Origin of the sequence: Ideonella benzenivorans, assembly GCF_020387415.1 — a bacterium.
GTDB lineage: Bacteria > Pseudomonadota > Gammaproteobacteria > Burkholderiales > Burkholderiaceae_C > Ideonella > Ideonella benzenivorans.
Window position 1 is genome coordinate 24,396 of the sequence record NZ_JAGWCB010000021.1, and the last position, 19,320, is coordinate 43,715.

Sequence of the window (19,320 nt, forward strand, 5' to 3'; positions counted from 1 at the left end):
AACCAGGTTGCCACCACGCCCTCCGCGACGACCGAGCCTCGAGCCGGGGCCATTGACATGAGCCGGATTCAGGCTCTCGCGGTTCGTGCCGAGAGCATGGTTGGGCAAATCCGACAACGACTGCTGGCACCGGAGTCACGAAAGGTGGCGCCGATGCTATCAACAGCACAGCTCGCGACACTTTGCGGTGTCGATAAAGCTCACGTCAACTATCGCGTCGGCAAGGGCGACTTGCCTGCCGGGCGCTTGACGCCAACCGGGGGGAAGCGCGAGTTCACGCTCGGTGAAGCTAGGGCATGGACGAGAACGTACCGCGCCGAGAAGATGCGCCCTGAGGGGCAACGTGCGGTGTGCGTCGCGGTCGCCAACTTCAAAGGAGGCGTTTCGAAGACAACGAGCTCGATGGTTCTAGCTCAGGGTCTCAGCCTCCGCGGTCACCGCGTGCTGGCTATCGATATAGACCCGCAGGGCTCGCTCACTACCCTGCACGGCGTCCTCCCGGAAACTGACGTGACTGAGGACATGACGATTTCTCCGTTGTGTCACGGGCAAACGAACGACCTCACCTCTGCAGTCCGTTCGACTTACTGGGATGGCATTGACCTCGTTGCCGCGGCACCGTTCCTGTTTTCCGCGGAGTTCGCCCTGCCCTCGATGCAGATGAGCAACCCGTCAGCGCGATTCTGGAATGTGCTCTCTTCGGGCCTCGAGCCGCTTCGGAGCATGTACGACGTCATCATCATCGACACGCCCCCTTCGCTTTCGTATGTGACGATCAACGGTCTGTGGGCGGCCGACGGAATCGTCGTCCCGATTCCGCCGAGCGGACTTGACTTCGCGAGCTCGGCGCAGTTCTGGTCCCTGCTCGGTGACCTTGGGACGAACCTGGATCAGCAGGAGCCAGGCGGGAGCGGTAAGGCTTTCGATTTTCTCCATGTGTTGCTCAGCCGTGTCGATCAAGCTGACGCAGCGTCGCCAGCGGTCCGGCAGTGGATTCAGGCGACATATGGTGAGTACGTCCTACCGGTCGAGATTCCTAAAACCACTGTGACGAGCAACAAGGCGGCTGAGTTCGCGACCATTTACGACGTCCAGAAGTACGACGGTTCTGCAAAAACCTACAAGCGCGCTGTCGATGCGTACGACCGTTTCGTTGACCTCATCGAGGAGTCGGTGGTCGAAGCGTGGCGGGCGCGTGGAGAGGTCAAGTGATGGCGCTGATTCAAGTGGCAACCAGGTTTCCACGGGTGTGGGAATCGCTCGATCTCGATGCCTGCGGCAACCTAGTTGCCAGGCGGTTTCACCCGCGCACCCGGGGTGGAAATAGAGGCCTTGCAAGCCCCTGGCAACCGGGTTGCCATCCGTTCACGACAGTGCCCTCCCCGTCTATTCGACCCACAACGAACATCTGGCAACCTGGTTGCCAAATCTCCCAGGAGACCCAGCGATGAGCACGAAAAATAAGCTGCTGGCGATGACTATGGGCTTGGACCCGATGGCGCAAGCGCCGGCTGAGCCTGCAGTCTCGCGCGCCCCGGGGGCGCCTGCGATACTCCCGCCGCCTGCTGAAGGTAGCTTGCCTGCGCAGAAGTTTCCGCAACTTGGCCCCGGGTCCGCCCCTCGAACCGGGCCTGGGCAGATGCTGCAGTTCCGCGGGCAAATGTTGGCAATTGAAGGCGAGCTGGCAAAGGCGCGGAGCGAGCTTCAGTTGCACGAAGGTTCGACGCCCACTCGGCTCATTGATCCGGCCCTCATCGACGGCAGCCGCTGGGCGAATCGCCATCCGGATGCGTTCAATCGCCCCGAGTTCGAAAGTCTGAAGCAGGACATCGCCCACGCCGGAGGCAACGTGCAGCCGATTCTTGTTCGGCAGGCCGCGGGGCAGGAAGGGCGCTACGAGGTAGTCTTCGGACACCGCCGTCACCGAGCCTGTCTCGAGCTCGGGGTGCCTGTGTTGGCAATGGTCACGACGTCGCCCCTTTCCGACGCGGAACTCTTCGCGGCGATGGACCGGGAGAACCGCGAGCGCGCGGACTTGTCGCCGTACGAGCAGGGGACGATGTACCGGCGAGCGCTTGACGCAGGGCTGTATCCCTCGAATCGGCGCATGGCCGAAGCGCTCGGTGTTTCGCACACCTGGGTCGCCAACGTTCTGTCAGTCGCAGACCTGCCTGCGCCGGTCCTTGAGTGTTTTCGGTCACCCCTGGAAGTTCAGCATCGGCACGCCAAGGCCATCTCTGAAGCCCTTGAGCGCGACCGTAAAGCGGTTCTGAGGCGTGCGGAGAAGCTGCGGCAGGCACCCGCAAAGCTTGCGCCGACTGCTGTCGTCGCTGCGCTCATTAAGAGCGACGCTGGCCAGGCAGATGGTGGTCGTCAGTCACTGAAGCTGGGGCAGCGCGACGTCGGAACCTGGCAGCGTGATAGGGCAGGGCGATTGACGATTCAGCTCGATGCTGCGGCTGTTCCGGCGGACAAGGTGGAGGCTGTATTGGCTGCCTTTACGAAGGCCCTCGAGTCTGTCAACTGAGCGGAGTGGCAACCGGGTTGCCGCTCCGTAGCTCTTGGGTTGAGACCTTTGGCTTGGGTAATCAAGGTCGCTGAAATCGAGGGGGCAGGTTTGACCTGCCCCCTTTTTCTTTCTAGAAGATAAAAGGGTCCCTATACGTGATGCCTACGTCTAGCCCAGCACTCAAATTTCGCCCATGCGCAAACCCATCGACCTCATCCATCAAGCCACCGTGGATGGTGCACACCCCAAGCTCAATGAGCGCGTCATCTTCGCGAGTCCGGAGCTGCAGCACCTGCTGACCTCAGTCACGATGCCCGGCGACTGGAGGTACATGGATGTGCCCTGTACCGCAGTCGTCGGAGTCCAGAATCCTCAACGGGGGGCCCCGCCGGAGCCGTTCAATTGGCGCCAAGCGGCCCTGTGTCTGCACGGGGACGGCTGGGGGCTGGGGGCAATTCGATACCTCGAAGGGCCACTACGCTGCCTGGCCATGCCCGAGGCTCCAGGCGCAAAGCGGGCTCTAAAACTGACCAGCTACGCTGGCGCCGTGATTTGTTCAAACGGTGCACACAGACTTGCTGCGGCGATTCCTTGGCAGTTGCGGCCTGGCGCCAGTGGCCTGCTCCAAATGGCGGCTACCCATGAGCGTCCAGAGCTCGCTGGACGCGTAGCCGCAATCCTGGCCTACGCTGGAGACGGCGCTCTCGAATTTGTGCAGCTGCACGCCCCAGCGCAACTCGACCAACTCGCCACGCTGGCTGATGCTCAATGCGACCTGGCCGTCCGGCTCTGTGGTGGGAGCCAGGAATCGCTCCTGGCGCTTCCCACGGATGGTGGGCCCGCCATAGAGGTCCGGCCTCGGTCTGGATGGCAACGGCTGCTGGCCAACAAAAAGGCCGATGAGGCCAGAGACACCGGATGGTTTGACTGGAGGCTACTGCCGCATGAGCTGCTCGTCGCTTGGCGTGGCAGGGGGTGGCTGCAGAGCAGCCGAGCCGGCAGCGAGCTACTTGGCGACACAGAGCCTCACGGGCCCTTGATGGCCTAGCGGCTCAACTGCCTTTCGATCTGTCGACCTCGTGAATCAGCGCGAAGACGGCTCGGTCGAGTTCATCCAACTTCTCGCGTCGAACATCGTCAGGCTCATCGAAGGCAAGGTCGACTTCGCGACTGGCGGCCGCGATTTGGTCCTTGAGTTCGCGAAGCTTCGGGTTCGCCTGCTCGGCTTCGAGAACCCGCCGAGAGAGCCAGCGATGCATGGTGAGCATCTCGCTGTCACCGCTCGCTGCGCCTGCGCGAAGAGCTGCACGCCAGTTCCGCGCTGCACGTCGGACATGCTGATTTTCGGCCAATGGGAATCGCTGCAGGTGGATGTAGGGCTGACCAGTCGAGCGGTCGATGGCGAAGCTCGACAAGACGCCGATCCCATTGGCTTCGTCCTCCTCGAGGGAATGGAAGTTGGCGTCGGTGACGACATCGAGCGGCGTGACGCCGTCGGCCGCCAGCACCACAACGTAGTCTCGCCGGCGTTGAAGTTCTTCCTTCAGTTCGTACACGAACAGCCTCCACCGACCGTCCGGCATAGGCTGTGTCCCGGTCTCCCATAGCCCCACCATTCGGGGGGTGACATCCAGTCGTCGCGCAACGGCGGCTGGACTCCAGCCGAGCGCAGTTCGCATTCTATGAAGGGCAGTCGCCCTGTTGATCGCATCCATTTCTCACCTCACAACTATTTCCGATGCGGAAATAGTGGCCGTGAACGAAATTTGGCGCAATAGTCGGCGACTTCACTTGACCGGCGGAAAAAAGGGCGAGTGGCATGCAGTCCCTCCTGGGCATCAAAGTGCCGAATGACGGCGGCGGAGCGGGTCGTGATGACACGATGTTGAGGCGGGGGATGGTCCCTCGGGTACTCAAATGAGGTGAACGTGACGACGACATTCAAGATGGCTGGCGCCCAGCTGGTTGCTTTCGACAAGACGGACAGGCCCTGCGCGGCCTGGGACGGCCCCGAAGAGCTGCTCCGCGGCCTCGAGGTTGTTCTCGCACAGGCGCCGGCCCTGGCGGACGCCATTGCCACCGCCTGCGGTCTGGTGATGCCAGTAGGCGCAGCAGCAACAGAAGCTGAATAAATACCGTGATAACTACTATTATCACGGTGTCAGCTTTTTAGTTGCAAAACTGCCAGTTCTGGCTGACACTTCCCTACATCATTGATTCGGCAGAAGTTTTCGTCTCCCGGCTGAAAGCGATGGCCACAACCGAGAGGAGGGCGCGATGAGCTTCTACCCAGTCGCCGTCGACGGCGAGCTGCTTGACCTCTCGCTGTTCGAAGACGGCCCGCTCAACGAGCGACTGCAGGTCGCGCAGAACAGGCGCCAGGTCATTCACTGCCACTGCCATGAAGGGCGTGGCGAGCCGGCGCCGGCAAGTCCGCTGCGCCTGACGCCGGTGCGCCGCGGCGTGGACTACCACCTGCGCCGCGACCCGGACGATGCTGATGCACACCACGCGGACTGTCGGCACTTCACTCTCTCTTCCTGCCAGCTTGCCCAAATCGGACTTTCGACCGACGCGCTGCGCGTAAGCGACGAGGGCGAGCTGCGCATCAACCTGGACTTCGGCCTGGGCGAGTCGGGCGACCGCGACATTGCAGCGGCCATCGTCCAGTACCACCACCCGGACGGAAAGACGACTCAGACTCGCTCTCGTGCCAGCCTGCTCGGTCTTCTGCATCTGCTGTGGGCGCGCGCGGAGCTCAACCGGCACGACCCGCGCCGAAGACTTTCCGGGCCTGGGCCGTGGGAGCGGCTGCGCCAGGTGGCGCGACACACCGTTCCCAACTCGATGCGCAGCCTGTCCGAACATGGGCTGTCCAGCATCCTGCTGCTACCCACCAATGCGACCGCCGAGGCCAGCGAACAGGCCAGGCGCAACCGCGCCAAGCTCTTCGAGGCCCACAAGAAGCGCCGCGTGATGTTCGCCTGCCAGCTCGACCCGCATCTGCTTGAGGCGCGCAACGCCGGCGGCTTCGCTGACCTCTACCCGGCCTTCGGCGTCGGCCTGACGGTGCACGGAGACCTCATCACCCAGATGCTCGAGCAACACCCGTCTGAACGTGCGGCACTGGCCACCGGCCAGGCCGTCATCGCCATCGGCGTAGCCAAAGTGTGGGAGCGCAGCCGCGGTCGCCTCGCTGCGACCGTGGAGCGCATGGCGTTGATGGGCGTAACCGACCGGTACATCCCGGTCGAGTCTTCTTACTGGCGCGCCCTGGCTGAGTACCTGGAGGCCACCGGCCGCAGCTACATGAAGCCACTCAAGCACGACGCTGCCGACCTAGTTCACCCCGACTTCGTGCTTACCGACACGCCAGCACAGGTTGCGCTCGAGGTCTACGGCATGGACACGCCGGACTACTTGGCCAGGAAGGCGGAAAAGCAAGAGTTGTACGCCCAACGTCTGCCTGGGCGGCACTGGCAGTGGGAAGCCCTCCATGAGCGACTGGAGGTGGCCGTTCGGCATCTCCCGGCACCAATGAATCGAGCATGACGAAACCAGCCAACGCGACGACACCAAAGCTGTCGAACGTCGACTTCCGCTTCATCAGCGCCTGGGTGCAGGGCATTGACGTGCGGGGGGCATGGGAGATGTACCAGCTGCACCGCGGCCCCGGCGACATGCGTCGAATCCGGAACACCACCCGGCTGCTGATGGACCTGCTGGCCGGCATCGGCAAGCGTCACGGGCTGCCAGAAGCTGCGGTGCTGCGTCGAGACGCCACACGTATCGCGTCCATGAATTCAGGTGCAACGTCGCTGACTTCATCGACGGTGGCCATGAACTCATCGTCGGCGGCGGTGAAATCAGCGCATGCACCGACGCTGGACCAGTTCCGGGAGGAGCTCGAGGACCCGGATTACTACTCCGAGGCCGAGCTCATCGAGCTCTGGCAGGAGCGCTATGGAAGCGCGAAGGCAGGGCCTTCGTCAAACGACACTGGCAGCGGCCTGGCCTCGCGGCCGCAGCCAACGTCCGAGGAGCGAGCGTTCCAGCGCCGCGCCCGTCTGGTCAAGCGTCAGCTGGAGGCCTTGCGCAAGCTTGAGGCCTTGGCCGCCGCGGCACCGATGCCGGAAGACCTGGTCGAGGCCTGGCTGTTCAACAGCGAGACCGCCAAGCGCTTGCGCACCGTGGGCATCCTGCGCCTTGGCGAGCTGATGTTCTTCATCCGCCAGCATGGCTACCGCTGGTATCGCAAGGTGCCGCGCATCGGCGAGGAGGGCGCCAAGCGCCTGGTCACGTGGCTCCAGCAGCACGAGGCGACCCTGGGCCCGGTGTCGCAGACCGCGCTGGCACCGTTGACGAAGCTCGATGTCACCGCGGTACAGCCGGCACCGACAACTGGCGTGGTGCCGTTCGAGCGGCTCGTGGTGCCGTCGACATTGTCCGGTGCAACTGGCCGAAATCGTGCTGTGGTCGAGGACTGCAGCATCAAGGTCTCGGACGACTACGGGGCAATCAAGGCATGGCTGTCGATGTACGCGCCCGGTATCGACCCGGTGACGCGAGAGCAGGTCGGCAACGCGAACACCTGGCGAGCCTACCGAAAGGAGGCCGAGCGGCTTCTGCTGTGGTCAATCTTCGAACGCCACAAGGCACTGAGCGACCTCGATCCTCTGGATATCGCCGACTACCGTCGCTTCCTGGTGACTCCCGGGCCGCTTTTCGTGGGCTCCAAGAGCGCGCAGCGTTGGAGCGAGCACTGGAGGCCATTCGAGGGCCCGCTCAAGCCGCGCTCGCGCATCGCCGCCGAGACCATCTGCAAGACCATGTTCTCCTGGCTCGTTGAGGTTGGATACCTGAGACACAACCCCTGGGCTCAGACTCGTGGGGGAACCAAGGTGCGACAACTGCAGGAGCTGCGCTCGCTCTCCGACCACCAGTGGGCTCTGGTCGATGCCTGGCTGAAGGCATTGCCGGCGACGCCGGCGAACACACGACTCCGCTTCATGTTTCGCTTTGCCTTCGTCTCTGGCATGCGGGAGACGGAGCTCGCCAATGCCAGGGTCTCGTGGCTGTACCAGGACGCGGGGGAGGGCGGCGAGCTCGTCTGGAACCTTCGAGTCATTGGCAAGGGCGAGAAGCCCCGAGACCTCCCGCTGCCGGAGCGATTTGTCGACGAGCTGCGCGAGCACCTGGTCGACAAGGGGCACGACGGGGTCTTCTACGATGTCAGCGAAGAGATGGACTTCCCCATCCTCTCGGCCCTAGTCGACCCTCGGAATCCGATGGACGGAAAGCGAGTCTACGAGCTTATGAAGGCTGCCCTGGTGGCTTGCGCTAACGACGTGGAGCGCACGGACCCCGCTGCCGCTGCGCGTATTAGGAAGGCATCGCCGCACTGGGTGCGCCACACGCATGGCCGGATGTGGGTCGAAGGCGGCGGTGACCGCGGCATTCTGCGAGACCGCCTGGGCCACGCCTCCATCGTGACCACCGGCATCTACGACAGGTCGGACATCAGGCGTCAGCGTGGGGTGGTTGAGCGTCTGTTCGGGTAGTAGGACATCTGAATCAAAAGGGGCAAGCCCCTTGCTGCTCGACCAGTGCCCTGATTTAGCCAGTGCTTGATCGCCGCGACGATGACCTCGGTCTCAGTCACGCGGCGTCCGGCGAGCATCTCTTGCGCCACGTAGGCCTAAAGCTGAACAGCAACGTGACGAGCTGGGCTATCTGCCCTTCAGCCAGGCTGGCGGTGCCTTGCTCAGCTGACTTCGGATTCGGATAAAGGACACGGTTCTGCACCTATCCATCTCCTCTCTTTTTCAGCTGTGTGCACGTTACTAGGACACGTCTCTGTCAAGTCGGGGGCGTTACCTGAACGCCTTCGGCTACATCGCTAGGCTGCCCAAATCCAACCGCGGGCGCCCCGGTCGACGCCCTCCTTGGATCCCTCATGAACCCTCTTGCAGCCCAATTCCAAGGCTGAACGACTCCTTGAACGGAAAGTTTGGGTGCCCCGAATCGGCCCCGCAACGAATCCGGCGCCAAGTTGATACTCAAATGAACACCACGCGATGTTCGATTGATGTTCGATTGATGTTCAACTGGACATCAACTCGCCGACTTTGGTCGCGAACCCAGAGTTGAACACCACATGAACATCATCTGGTGTTCAGTTGAGCATCAATTGATGTTCACGTAGACACCAACTCGCTCTCGACTTGTCATTTCGCCACGAATGCGTTTAAGGACGCCCGTTTTACGGTTCAAATCGCTAAAAAAGTCGACGACCCCCCTGGGGGTCGTCGTAAAAATTTGCGATTTGCCTTGGAAAAAGGCAACGTCATTACTCGCTTGTTGTCAATGTTCCAGGAACGTGTTCTGTGTGTTGAGGGCCCAGAATGGACCCGGTGGGGATGCGGACAAGAGCTTGGACTGGTTATGCGGCGATGCCCAGGCGCTGACGGTGCTGGGCAGGTCAGCTTGAACTTGCTGTTCAGGTGGGTCTGGGCCTTCCAGGCGATGTCGGTGATGGCGGAGGGCAGGCGCCTCATGGCGCTGGGCGATGATGGGACACACGCGCGGGCCGGCTTGGTAGTGCCAGGCCACCTCCACCAGCATGTAGCGCACCGCGTTTCTCCCGGCCGATGCAAATCTGAGCCACCGTACCGACCCAATAGTGAGCCAGGGATGGAAGCCGCAGGCGCAGGCCTGCGGGCTGTGGATGAGTTTAGTTTAAGGGCCTGAGCGTGCCCTTGGCACTCTCCTGCTTCTGAGCGGCAGCCCGTTGCTGTTACCGAGCCCTCACGCGCGACTTGGCCTGTGCTGTTGAGCGCAGGTAGCGGATCGAGTCGTTGCCGGTCTCCACGATGTGGCTGTTGTGCGTGAGCCGGTCCAGCAGCACCGTGGTCATCTTGGCGTCGCCGAACACCGCGCTCCACTCGGCGAAGGCGAGGTTGGTCGTGATCATCACGCTGGTGTGCTCGTAAAGCTTGGACAGCAGGTGGAAGAGCAAGGCCCCGCCGGCTTGGCTGAACGGCAGGTAGCCCAGTTCGTCCAGGATCAGCAGGTCCAGCCGCAGCAGGCCGGCCGCGATGCGCCCCGCCTTGTCCTCGACCTTCTCCCGCTCCAGTGCGTTGACCAAGTCCACCGTGCTGTAGAACCTTACCTGGCGCCCGTGCTGCGTGATCCCCGCCACGCCGATGGCTGTGTCCAGGTGGGTCTTGCCCGTACCCGGCCCGCCCACCAGCACCACGTTGTGCGCGGCCTCGGTGAAATTGCAGCGCACCAGCTGCGTCACCAGTTGCCGGTCCACGGCGGAGACCTCGAAGTCGAAGCCCGCCAGGTCTCGGTGGATGGGGAAGCGCGCCGCGTGCATCTGATAGCTCGGACAGCACCACCGGCAGGAAGCAGGGTTGATTGGCAACGGGGCGGTAGCAGGCCAAAGGCATCCCCAGCACAAGGCGACACATTCACCTTGCAGGCCCCATGCCGCAACGATAGGCTGGGATCATTCACCCCACATCCGAACCAAGTGCCAACACGGACGTCCCATGCCTGAGATCAGCATGCTGCTCGACCGCGCCGGGACCGCGATGGGCGGGGTTTTGCTACAGCTTCGTTAGGCCGCATGAAGACCCACCGCGTTCCTCCCGGCACACTCTCCGGCGACAGGCTGTTGGCCCCATCAGCCGTCAGCTTACGCTCCGCTCCGTCCACATCGGAACTTGAGGCTCTGTTCCAAGAGGCGGCGAAGGGCGACTATTCCACTGAGGTCGTCAAGCAAACCGCTGTCATCCCGAGTAGACCCCGATCGACGTCAGGGACGACGCTGCATCAGCGGGTGGAGAACACAGCGAGGTGGAGTTGCATATTTGCCAGCAGCCAAGGCCGTTCGCAGATCAGATCGTCGTGCATTCCGTATGGAGCATCAACGAAGACTCTGCCGGCGTTTCGTGGATATACAGTTTCGGGGTTCACCGACTGGGTCTTGGAATTGCATGGCATCCGCTCCCCAATAGCCTCTCTCCAGATGGGCAGCGATGCCGAAGCGCGAGTTCGATTGTTGCGAGTGCCAGTGCCGACCAGCACTCGCTGGGACCTCATTCACGACGGAATGACACTCGCTGACTTGCAACGTAGGACCTTTCAAATATCGGATCTCGCAATCGATGGCTACCCATTGCGCGCCAATCCGGACTTGGTGTTTAGGCCGGCACAAGATCTTGGTTGTGAGGAAGAAAGTAGGCGTGACGTCGTCATCATTGAGGTCAAGTGCACTGATGCTCCAATTCCTGACGATCTTTGGCCAAATGCCCGGTGTCAACTGTGGGCATACTCGAAGATCGACAACTTCGCATCCGCCACCGAAGTCTATTTGGTAGGCGAGGTCTGGAACTCCCGAGGAACTGAACGCCGACACACGCGAACTTGGCGTCGGAGCGCCGGCGTCCTTGAAGACGAGTGTGCAGCGCTATTTCAACTCTATCGGTCTGCAGCACCGCGCAGCAAGTAACCCCGCAGCATGCGGCCTAACCCTTCTACCGGGACTTCCCCCTCGGTCAAGCAGACCCCGGCTGTTTTCTCCTTCCCACCTGATTCGTCACGAACCTCAGCCAGGCGCATAGCCTGAGCCTGTCCTTGCCACGATTCCCGTCTTCATGGTGCTCTTTGCTGCGCTCCGGCTCAAGCAGTCTGTGACGGCGGCGCAGAAGGCCGGTATCGCGGCGGCCTTCGCCGGCATTGCCGTGGTGGCTTTGGGCCGAGGCGGTGGCGTCGAAGCGACGCCAGCGGGCGTCGGCTTCATGTTGTTTTCGGCGGTAGCCATCGCGTTCTACTACGTCTGGAGCATCAAGCTGATTGAACGTCAAATGTCGGCGATCGCCGTAACCTGACGCTCGATCCTGCAGGCGTGACTGCTACGATTGATCTCAAATCTTCAGTTACCTTGTCGTAGCCAATCTCAGGCATTCCGACAAGGGAATCAGGTGTTATGGGCCTTCTCGATCTGTTCAAGTCCTTCTTTTCTGATGAGAGCAGGTCCATGGCGCCGGCTGCGGAAGTGTCTTCAACAGGTCGAGAAGACGACTTCCGAATCGGCGACCTTGTTACCGGCTCGGTCAGCTATGCAGGTCCAAGGTTCTACAAAGTCGATTTGTCGGACGGTCGAATCGGTCTCGTCGGTGGCCACCATGTCCCCCGTGAGAGAGCTGATGTCTCCTCGCATTACCAACGCGGGGACCTCGTGCAGGTTGTCGTGCTTTGCCCGTCCGAACGGAAGTACGGTGAATACATCTGCAGTGAGACGCTGGTCGAAGAGATGATTCGACGTGCGGACCTGTCCACATTGTCCGTGGGCGACGAGGTGGAAGTTCAGGTACGCCGGCTGACGCAGGACGGGATCAACGTAGCGTATGGCCGCGCGGAAGGGGTCATTCCTCGCGAACGCGCCGCTGGAGGTCAGGCTCGTAAGCACGCCCTCATTCCGGGGCAGGTCGCCAAGGTGCGGGTCGACTGGATCGAAGTGCCGGAGCTGGGGGATTCCTTGCCGCCTTGGAAGCTGCGCAGCAGCTTTGGCGCGAGTCTCCGCCCCGAGCCGGTGCAGCCGGTGCGTTGCGTACTTTGGGAGGTGGGAGCCGTTGTCTGTCGCATGAACGTGAGTGTGCGGCTACCGCGCGAGGTAGACGTGATTTGCCAATGGTGTTTGGAGAGAATGGCTGACGGCGCCGATTGCGCGACTTTGACCACCGAGACGGGCTTGCCACCGGGCTCCGTTCAGGCCATTGCTGAGCTCCTCATCGAGTACGGCCTAGTGCAGTCCGAATCTTGGATCCCGACGCCACGCGGCCGATCGTTGCTAGTTGCTCTGGCGAAGGTTGCGGATGCGCAAAGGCATCCTGTCCAGTTCCTGTTTGCGAGCGCCATGCCCTCGAACTTGTCCTTCCTCCCGCCTGAAACGGAAGGTGTCGAGCAGGCGCCGGGGTCGCCACAAGCTGTGCGGGACACGAGGCAGGAGCGACGGTTGCGGGCGGATGCGGCCAGTGCCTTGCGCAAGTTGCGCGCGGCGCTACCCGACGCGTGCCCCGAAGAGATGCTCGAAGCCCTGCAGGACAAATGGTTGCGTGTATCACTGCAGGTCGAGCGCCATGAGATTCCACTGACTCGGCCCGTGCCGCGGTCCTTCCTCACCGAGGCGTTGCACCGACATTTCGCCTGTGCCGAACGGGAACCGCCTGAGCGTGTCCCCGAACAGGAGATGCATGCACGCGTGGTGCTGCTCGTGCGGCTACGGACCACGCTGGAAACACGTCAAGGTGCGGACCAAGACGATTTGCCGGAGCGGTGGGAAGAGGACATCTTCCTCGAACCAGCGTCCGGCACCCTCTGGCGCAAGGATCCGGCCAAGGACATCCGGTTGCAGGACGTGTCCAGCGACAACCTGCCCGCACTGCCTCTCGATTTCTCATGGCGATTCGTGTCTACCGGGACGCTCGTCGAAGTGCAACCCCAGGACTGGAAAAAGGCGATCTTTAATGGCACGCGAAGCACTTCGATTCCTGTCGAGAACGGCCGAGATCATGGCGAGGAAGGTGGGCGGAATCGCGTCTAAGACGGCCACCCGCGCGATTCCGACAGACGTGCTGGGGGCAGTGTCGGCCTTGCTAGGCGCGGTCCAGGCAGGGCTGGACTACAGCGCTACGAAGGTGAGGACCCGCGCAGCGCGTGAGGAGATTGTTCTGTTGGAGCGGCAGTTGGTCCAGCAGCGTGATGCTCTCAAGGAAGAGGCGAAGCTTGCAAATCGCGAATTCGAGTTGCACCGGGGCAGTCTTGAGCCGGCCCGGCGACTGGTCGACCTCGCGGCCAATCTGGTGCAGGACGCGTCGATGTGGCTGAGCCTTCTGTTGGAGGAGGACATTCCGGATCGCGAGGAGCTCGAAAACGTCCAGGAGATGCTGGAAGATGCCTGGGAGCAACTCGGCATCGCCTTGACGGGATGGAAGGATTTAGGAGGGGTACCCCATGGCTAGCAAACTCAAATTACCCAAGTCGTCCACGCCCACGCCTGAAACCGGGCCAAAGAACCTGGAGTTCGCCAAACTGGACAACAACTTGGCGGTGGCTCGCGTCAAGGTGCTGAATGACGTGTTCAATACCATCGGCAAAGGCTTCGACTATCTGCGCGCGAAGCAAGACAGTGAAGCCATCATCGTGAAGGCGCATGCTGATGTCGAGAAGGCGCGGGCCGACCTCGAGAAGACCCGATTGGAGGTCGGTCTCGGACACCACGCGCTGGACAAGCTGGATGAGGCCCAGACCACCGCGATTCAAATGCTCAACTTTCTGATCGACGAAGCTGGTCGATCTTCGGATTTCGAACAGCGCAGACGCATCATCGCCGACGCCAATGAGTCCCTGCGGGCGCTCGCTACTATCCGGCAGAAATGATCAATTTGGTCCTGGCCGGGGTCAGCTTGGGCGCCATGGCCGTTCAGTGGTGGTTCGGCGGCAAGACGGAGGAACTGCAACGCCAGCTGCAGGATCTCGAGCACAAGAGGAACGCAATTCTTGCGGCTGACGCGCAGCGGCGGCGCACATTGCTAGGGCCTTGGCTGGAACAAGTCCTGCTCGTTGTCGAAGGCGAGATCAGCATGCGGCGGCAGGTGGAACCGGAGCTCCTTGCCGCGCTGGAACAGGCGACCGCGCTTGCGACACATCCGCTGCGGCCAGTGAGCGAGAACGCGCTGCGACGCACGGTAGCGGAGCTAGAGCGTGCGGTCGACTTGGTCGAGGCCGAGCGCGCGCATCTGGAGTGGTTTCGCGATTCCTTGCCAGCCCACGGCGTGGGGGAGCTCTTTCCGCTTGAGCGCCTGCAGATGCCTGCCGATTACCCCGCGCGCGGCGCGTTGCTGCAGCTCGAAGCCGGGACGAAGAAGCATCATGGTTATGTGCTGCAGGGCTTGCACCGCGGCGAGCTGGTCGCAGTTTACAAAGTGGACCACTACAACCGAACCGCGAGCGTTTGCGCGCTGCGCGGGGAGCTGTTACGGCTGTCAAGGAATGGCGGTAGCCATTTCGAGGCGATCGTCGAAGGGCGCAGCCGGGACGAATTGCGGGTCAGCATCGCTTCCGGTTCGGAGCCGGGGGCCGAAGACGGCCCCCTGGCGCGCATTGAGTTTCGCTTGCCTTTGGAGCGGGGCGATTCGCGGGGGAATGTCCCCCCCGGCGCCCGTCTAAAAGTCTTCAGTCGCCCATGGACCTGGGCCGAGATCAATGGTGCTGTCCGCCCTGGGGCGAAGCCGCTTGAAGTGGGCTTCGCCCCCACGATCCGCCGAGATGCGAAAGATTGGAGCCCCATTCCGCTAGCCTGCAGGACCGAGCAGCTAGTCGAGCTGCGAGAAGCCTGGGAGCGCATCGAGAAGGCAGGCGCCCTATCGCACCCGTGGCGCGTATCTATGCAGGACCAGGGCGTCTTTGTCTTCCAGCTGGGGGACGTGGCTTTACGCATGCGCTGCAAGGAGGATGCGCATTGCTTTGAGTTGCTGGCCGTGGGGACGGCTGGCCAACGGCCGGCGACCTCTGTGCGTATCCATGCCGAAGTGGGTGTCTTCGTTCCTAACATCGGTGACGAGCAGGAGCTCGCTCCGGGCTTGTTCCGGGAATTCGTGGACATGCTGGCTGAGGAGCTTGGCAACCAACGCATGAGCTTGTTGGACCGCCAGTCGGCACTGCACCTGCGCAAGATGCAGATCGTCTTTGAAGACCTGCGGGATTCGGCCGAGCGCGATTCGCGCGTTGAGGTGTTCGCAATGGGCGGACGACGAGCGGGGAGAGCGATGCGATGTATCGTCCTTCATCGCCCACTGCCTGCCTGGCTGCTTGAAGCTGACGCGGAGTCCCCGCGTGTGGAAGGCGTGGATGCCGCCGGCCAGAAGATTCCTGTCCAGGCGCTAAAGGTGGTCGACGAGCGACTGGGCTTGGTTGAACTTTCGTTCCGCCACGCCAGCACCGATGCCCATGCCTTACGCTACTTAGCGGCGATCGGCGAAGGCTACACGCAGGAGATCATGGCGCGCTCGGCCGCATCGGCGCTGGCGAATCGCTTCGTCTCGCCCACGGTGCGCGCCGACCTGTTCCACTTGGAGGAGAGCCCCTCAGGCAAAGCGGGCAGCCAGGCCAGCAACCCCGACGCCATCATCGATGCCGCTCTGGACGATGAAGGCGTGTTCGCCGTCTGGGGACCGCCGGGAACGGGCAAGACAACGCTGGTTGTCGCTTTGCTGAGGCGATTCCTCGGGGAGTGGGCGGCATTGGGCAAGCCTCGGCCAGCGCGAGTGCTCGTTGTGGCGCCGACGCACGTTGCGGTCAACGAAGTGATGCAGCGGCTTCTGAAGGAGGATGCGGCGCTGGCAGAAGGCGTGGTGCGCTATGTGGCACAGACCTCGCGGATCGAAGGAACGAGCCTCATGGACTGTTCCCAGGACCGGCTGCTCGAAAGCTGGCGTTCGTCGGTGCTGGGTAGCACGAGTGGCGTGAGCCCCGCGTGGCGCGCACTGGTGGAGGACGAGGACGGCAACGTTCCCAGGGGGGTGCGGGAGGCGCTCAGCCGGTGGGTGCTTGCAGGCCGGCAGGTGCATGCGGTGACCTCGATGGGCATGCCGCGTGCTGACTTCGCATTGCTCGACAAGTCGTTCGATCTGGTAGTGTTCGACGAGGCTGGTAAGGCTTTCGCGCCTGAGATCCTGCTGCCGGCGATGCGCGCTCGCCGCCTGGTGCTAGTCGGTGATCACAAGCAGTTGCCGCCCACGGTGACGGAAGAGATGCTGGCCGACGACGGCGCCAACCGCCTCGATCCTCAGGAGGTGGAGTCGTTGCTGCGTAACAGCTATTTCCACCACCTGTTTCAGTCGTTGCCGGACACCCGCAAAGCCATGCTGGCCGTGCAGCACCGGATGCACCCGGAGATTGGTGCAGCCGTGAGTGAACTGTTCTACGAGGGCCGCCTCAAGTCGTCCCGGCAGGCCGGGAAGTGGGGAGTGACTCGCAAGCGCCTCACTGTGGTCGACTGCAGCGACGTGCCGGATTACCGCCATCGACGCGTCATGGGCAAAAGCCTCGAGAACCCTTTTGAGCGTCGGCTGGCGCTCGAGCTTGTTGCCGCGCTTGCGACTCATGGAACGTGCTTGGTAATCTGCCCGTATCAGGCGCAACGCATCGCTGTCGAGCGCGAGATTCGCATGCGGCGCCTGGATCAGCGCGTCCAGACTACAACGGTGGACGCGGTCCAAGGCGGCGAGGCCGACATCATCTTGCTTTTGATGACGCGAAGCGGAGGCAATACGAATTTCCTGCTTGATGAGAACCGCATGAACGTCGCACTGTCTCGCGCGCGCGAGTGCGCCATCGTCGTAGGCCATGTGCGAGCCTTGACTAGACGAGAGGGAAACCCGATTTCAAGGTTTCTGGCGCACGGAAGTCGAGCGCGGTCGCTTCTCCACTTTCGGGCGCCGCCCGCGGGCGACATTCAGGAAGACATTGTTCAGCGCGTGATCGGCGAACAAACTGGGCGTCCGCGCGCCGTGCACCGCTAATCCTGCCGCGGGGCCACTGGGCCCCTCAAGCGTCAACGGTGCTGGCCAGCACCTCCGCTTGCCGCCCAAGGCCGCAGACCAACGCAAAGCCGATGCCATTCATGCGCCTGCCGAAAGTCTGGCCGCGTGACCGTTTGGGGGGAGTCAGCGTGAGTTCGTGCCCTCGAAGCCAAAGTCAGCAACCGCTGCATAGCGGGCAGTCCTACACCCGCTGGCCGCTTCAGACTGGGTGCGGCCGTTCGACGAGTGGCGACCGATAGCCCGCTTTCGACCCTGAGCAGCCTCAGCCGGCGCGAACCCGAAGGGCTGCTGGGCAGCGAGATCAGACATTCAATGACACCCAACGAATGACCGAACTAGACCGCTTCGGGGTCACTCGAAGCGAAGCCGGTCAGATGTGGGCTTCGGTGGTGAGCGATGGCTTCAGCAGGTTGAAGCTCAGGGTTTGACTCTCGGTGCCTACCCGCTCATCGCCGAAACTGGCGATGGCCCCACCTGCTCCCATCTGCATCAAGGCCAGGCGAACCAGCGGGGAGTCGAGGTGGCTTGACTCAAGCCTGAGCCCGCCGAAGGTCAGTGACAGACTGATGGCTTCTTCTGCTTTGACACTGATCTCCAGCGTCAGGCCGCTGGTGCTGGACGCCGCCAGGGCGAGCAGGAGTTTTTGCACTCCTGCGTGGAACTGCTCCGCATTGCCCATCACCGCCAGGGTCCGGCTGGGCAGGGCCAAGCCCAGGTCGATGGCCTTGCTTTGGGTTCGACACCAAGCGTCGAGCTCCGTCAGCGCCCGCGCCAGGTCAAAGCCTTTCAGCTGCGGGGGCGCAATCGGTAGCGCCGCGCGCCCCTGAACGGCGGCGACCAGCTCCTCGGCCGAACGGGCGCCGTCGCTCAAGGCCTGGAGCAAGGCCAGCTGCACGCCGGAGGCGACGACCGCATCGCGCAGCGCCTCGCGCCGCTGCTCGGCGGCGATTCGATCGGTCGCATCACGCAGCACGACGGTGGTGATGCGGTGCGCACCGCCCCCCTGCTGAAAGACCACCGGCTCCACCGATCGGACCGCGCCATCGCCGCGATAAAGGCGCAGCACCCGCGCTGGGCGGCCGCTGCGCCGCCGCTCGTTGGCTTGGTCCATGGCTTCGTTGGCAAAGTCCAAGGCCATCCAGCCCGGTAGCACCGCCTCCGCAGGCTGGCCGAGCGCACGCTCCACCGAGACGCCGAACAAGGCTGCGGCCGCCTTGTTCATCAGCCGCACCACGCCGGCCGAGTCCACGGAAACGATGGCATCCGAGGCCACCGACACCAGCTCGGCCACGCGGCGATCGCCCAGCTCCTGCCAGTGCGCGGCGATGGCGTTGACCGTCTCCTCGCGCTCGCTGCGCAGTTGCAAAAGCTTGCGCACCCGAGCCAGCAGCACGTCGGGCTTGAAGGGTTTGGCCAGGAAGTCGGAGGCGCCGACCGCAAAACCCAGGGTCTCGCACTTGGCCTCGGCGTGAACGCTGACGAAGGCCACCGGCACCTGGCTCAGCACGGGGTCGGTTTGCATGGCCTGGCACACCGCGTAACCATCCAGCCGCGGCATCTGGGCATCCAGCAGCACCAGGTCGGGAACCTCGTTGCGCATCTGGGCGAGCGCTTCCTCGCCATCGGCCGCCGCCAGCAAGGTGGCGCCCAGCGGCGCCAGCGTCGAGCGCAGCGATTCGATTGCCAGCGGGTCGTCGTCCACCAGCAGGATGCGCGCGCTGCGCAGGTTCAGGGCGGCTGGCTGGCGGGCGCGCAGCGCCGACAGCCGCAGCAAGGCGCGCATGCGATCGACCAGCAGCTCAGGCTGGAACGGTTTGCGGACGAAGTCCTGCGCGCCGATCTGCAGCGCCGTGGCCTCCAGCGCTTCATCGCTGGCGCTGGTCACCAGGATCACCGGCAGCTGCGCACTGGCGGGGCGGGCCCGGAGCTGCGCGAGCACCTCCATGCCCCCGAGGCCCGGCATGTTGACGTCGAGGATGAGCAGATCGGGCAGTTCCGCCTCCACCGCCTTGAGCGCTTCGGCGCCGCTGCGCGCAAAGCGCATGCGGGCGTAGGGCGCCAGGGTCTTGCTCAGGGCCTGCAGCGTGACCGTGTCGTCATCCACCAGCAACAGTCTGGGCTTGTCGGCCATCGAGTCACCTCCTCATGACTATCCCGACGCTCCGGCTGGCGCCGTCTCGGTATTCTCTGGGCACCAAC

Annotated in this window: 12 protein-coding genes and 1 pseudogene; 10 read left to right on the plus strand and 3 right to left on the minus strand. The window is 63.1% G+C overall.

Going from position 1 to position 19,320, the window contains the following annotated elements:
* The first annotated feature begins 57 nt into the window (after positions 1-57).
* Both KGA65_RS20740 and KGA65_RS20745 read left to right on the plus strand, forming a co-directional pair.
* Complete coding sequence (locus tag KGA65_RS20740) at positions 58-1,212, plus strand: AAA family ATPase (protein ID WP_225865038.1); 1,155 nt, start codon at positions 58-60, stop codon at positions 1,210-1,212.
* Between the two features lie 235 nt (positions 1,213-1,447).
* Positions 1,448-2,527: a ParB/RepB/Spo0J family partition protein gene (locus KGA65_RS20745; RefSeq protein ID WP_225865039.1), complete on the plus strand. Its 1,080-nt coding sequence runs from the start codon at positions 1,448-1,450 to the stop codon at positions 2,525-2,527.
* Between the two features lie 1,034 nt (positions 2,528-3,561).
* Here the strand turns inward: KGA65_RS20745 and KGA65_RS20750 are convergent.
* Complete coding sequence (locus KGA65_RS20750; RefSeq protein WP_225865040.1) at positions 3,562-4,065, minus strand: hypothetical protein; 504 nt, start codon at positions 4,063-4,065, stop codon at positions 3,562-3,564.
* Between the two features lie 372 nt (positions 4,066-4,437).
* Here KGA65_RS20750 and KGA65_RS20755 point away from each other — a divergent pair, with 372 nt between their 5' ends.
* The 3 genes from KGA65_RS20755 to KGA65_RS20765 all read left to right on the plus strand — a co-directional run bounded on the left by KGA65_RS20755 (position 4,438) and on the right by KGA65_RS20765 (position 8,070).
* The gene (locus KGA65_RS20755) at positions 4,438-4,641 is read left to right on the plus strand and encodes a hypothetical protein (RefSeq protein ID WP_225865041.1); all 204 of its coding nucleotides are present in this window, start codon (positions 4,438-4,440) and stop codon (positions 4,639-4,641) included.
* Positions 4,642-4,786: 145 nt separating this feature from the next.
* A complete protein-coding gene (locus tag KGA65_RS20760; RefSeq protein ID WP_225865042.1) occupies positions 4,787-6,061 on the plus strand; it encodes a DUF1173 family protein in 1,275 nt (424 codons plus the stop codon).
* Positions 6,058-8,070: a site-specific integrase gene (locus KGA65_RS20765; protein ID WP_225865043.1), complete on the plus strand. Its 2,013-nt coding sequence runs from the start codon at positions 6,058-6,060 to the stop codon at positions 8,068-8,070. The genes KGA65_RS20760 and KGA65_RS20765 overlap by 4 nt, the downstream gene beginning before the upstream one ends.
* Before the next feature lie 1,235 nt (positions 8,071-9,305).
* Here the strand turns inward: KGA65_RS20765 and istB are convergent.
* Positions 9,306-9,899, minus strand: a pseudogene (istB, locus tag KGA65_RS20770) (IS21-like element helper ATPase IstB); the annotation flags it as partial.
* 1,273 nt (positions 9,900-11,172) lie between these two features.
* On the opposite strand from istB, the gene KGA65_RS20775 reads away from it, so the two are divergent.
* The 5 genes from KGA65_RS20775 to KGA65_RS20795 all read left to right on the plus strand — a co-directional run bounded on the left by KGA65_RS20775 (position 11,173) and on the right by KGA65_RS20795 (position 17,100).
* Complete coding sequence (locus KGA65_RS20775) at positions 11,173-11,406, plus strand: hypothetical protein (RefSeq protein ID WP_225865044.1); 234 nt, start codon at positions 11,173-11,175, stop codon at positions 11,404-11,406.
* A gap of 98 nt (positions 11,407-11,504) precedes the next feature.
* Positions 11,505-13,121 (plus strand): S1 domain-containing protein, encoded by a 1,617-nt coding sequence (locus KGA65_RS20780; protein ID WP_225865045.1) that lies wholly within the window; start codon positions 11,505-11,507, stop codon positions 13,119-13,121.
* The gene (locus tag KGA65_RS20785; RefSeq protein ID WP_225865046.1) at positions 13,045-13,539 is read left to right on the plus strand and encodes a hypothetical protein; all 495 of its coding nucleotides are present in this window, start codon (positions 13,045-13,047) and stop codon (positions 13,537-13,539) included. The genes KGA65_RS20780 and KGA65_RS20785 overlap by 77 nt, the downstream gene beginning before the upstream one ends.
* Positions 13,532-13,957 (plus strand): hypothetical protein, encoded by a 426-nt coding sequence (locus KGA65_RS20790; protein WP_225865047.1) that lies wholly within the window; start codon positions 13,532-13,534, stop codon positions 13,955-13,957. The genes KGA65_RS20785 and KGA65_RS20790 overlap by 8 nt, the downstream gene beginning before the upstream one ends.
* Positions 13,954-17,100 carry a DEAD/DEAH box helicase gene (locus KGA65_RS20795; protein ID WP_225865048.1) on the plus strand — a complete coding sequence of 1,049 codons (3,147 nt, stop codon included), beginning with the start codon at positions 13,954-13,956 and terminating at the stop codon, positions 17,098-17,100. The genes KGA65_RS20790 and KGA65_RS20795 overlap by 4 nt, the downstream gene beginning before the upstream one ends.
* Before the next feature lie 391 nt (positions 17,101-17,491).
* Here KGA65_RS20795 and KGA65_RS20800 read toward each other — a convergent pair whose 3' ends face one another.
* Positions 17,492-19,252 (minus strand): response regulator, encoded by a 1,761-nt coding sequence (locus KGA65_RS20800; RefSeq protein WP_225865049.1) that lies wholly within the window; start codon positions 19,250-19,252, stop codon positions 17,492-17,494.
* Positions 19,253-19,320 lie beyond the last annotated feature (68 nt).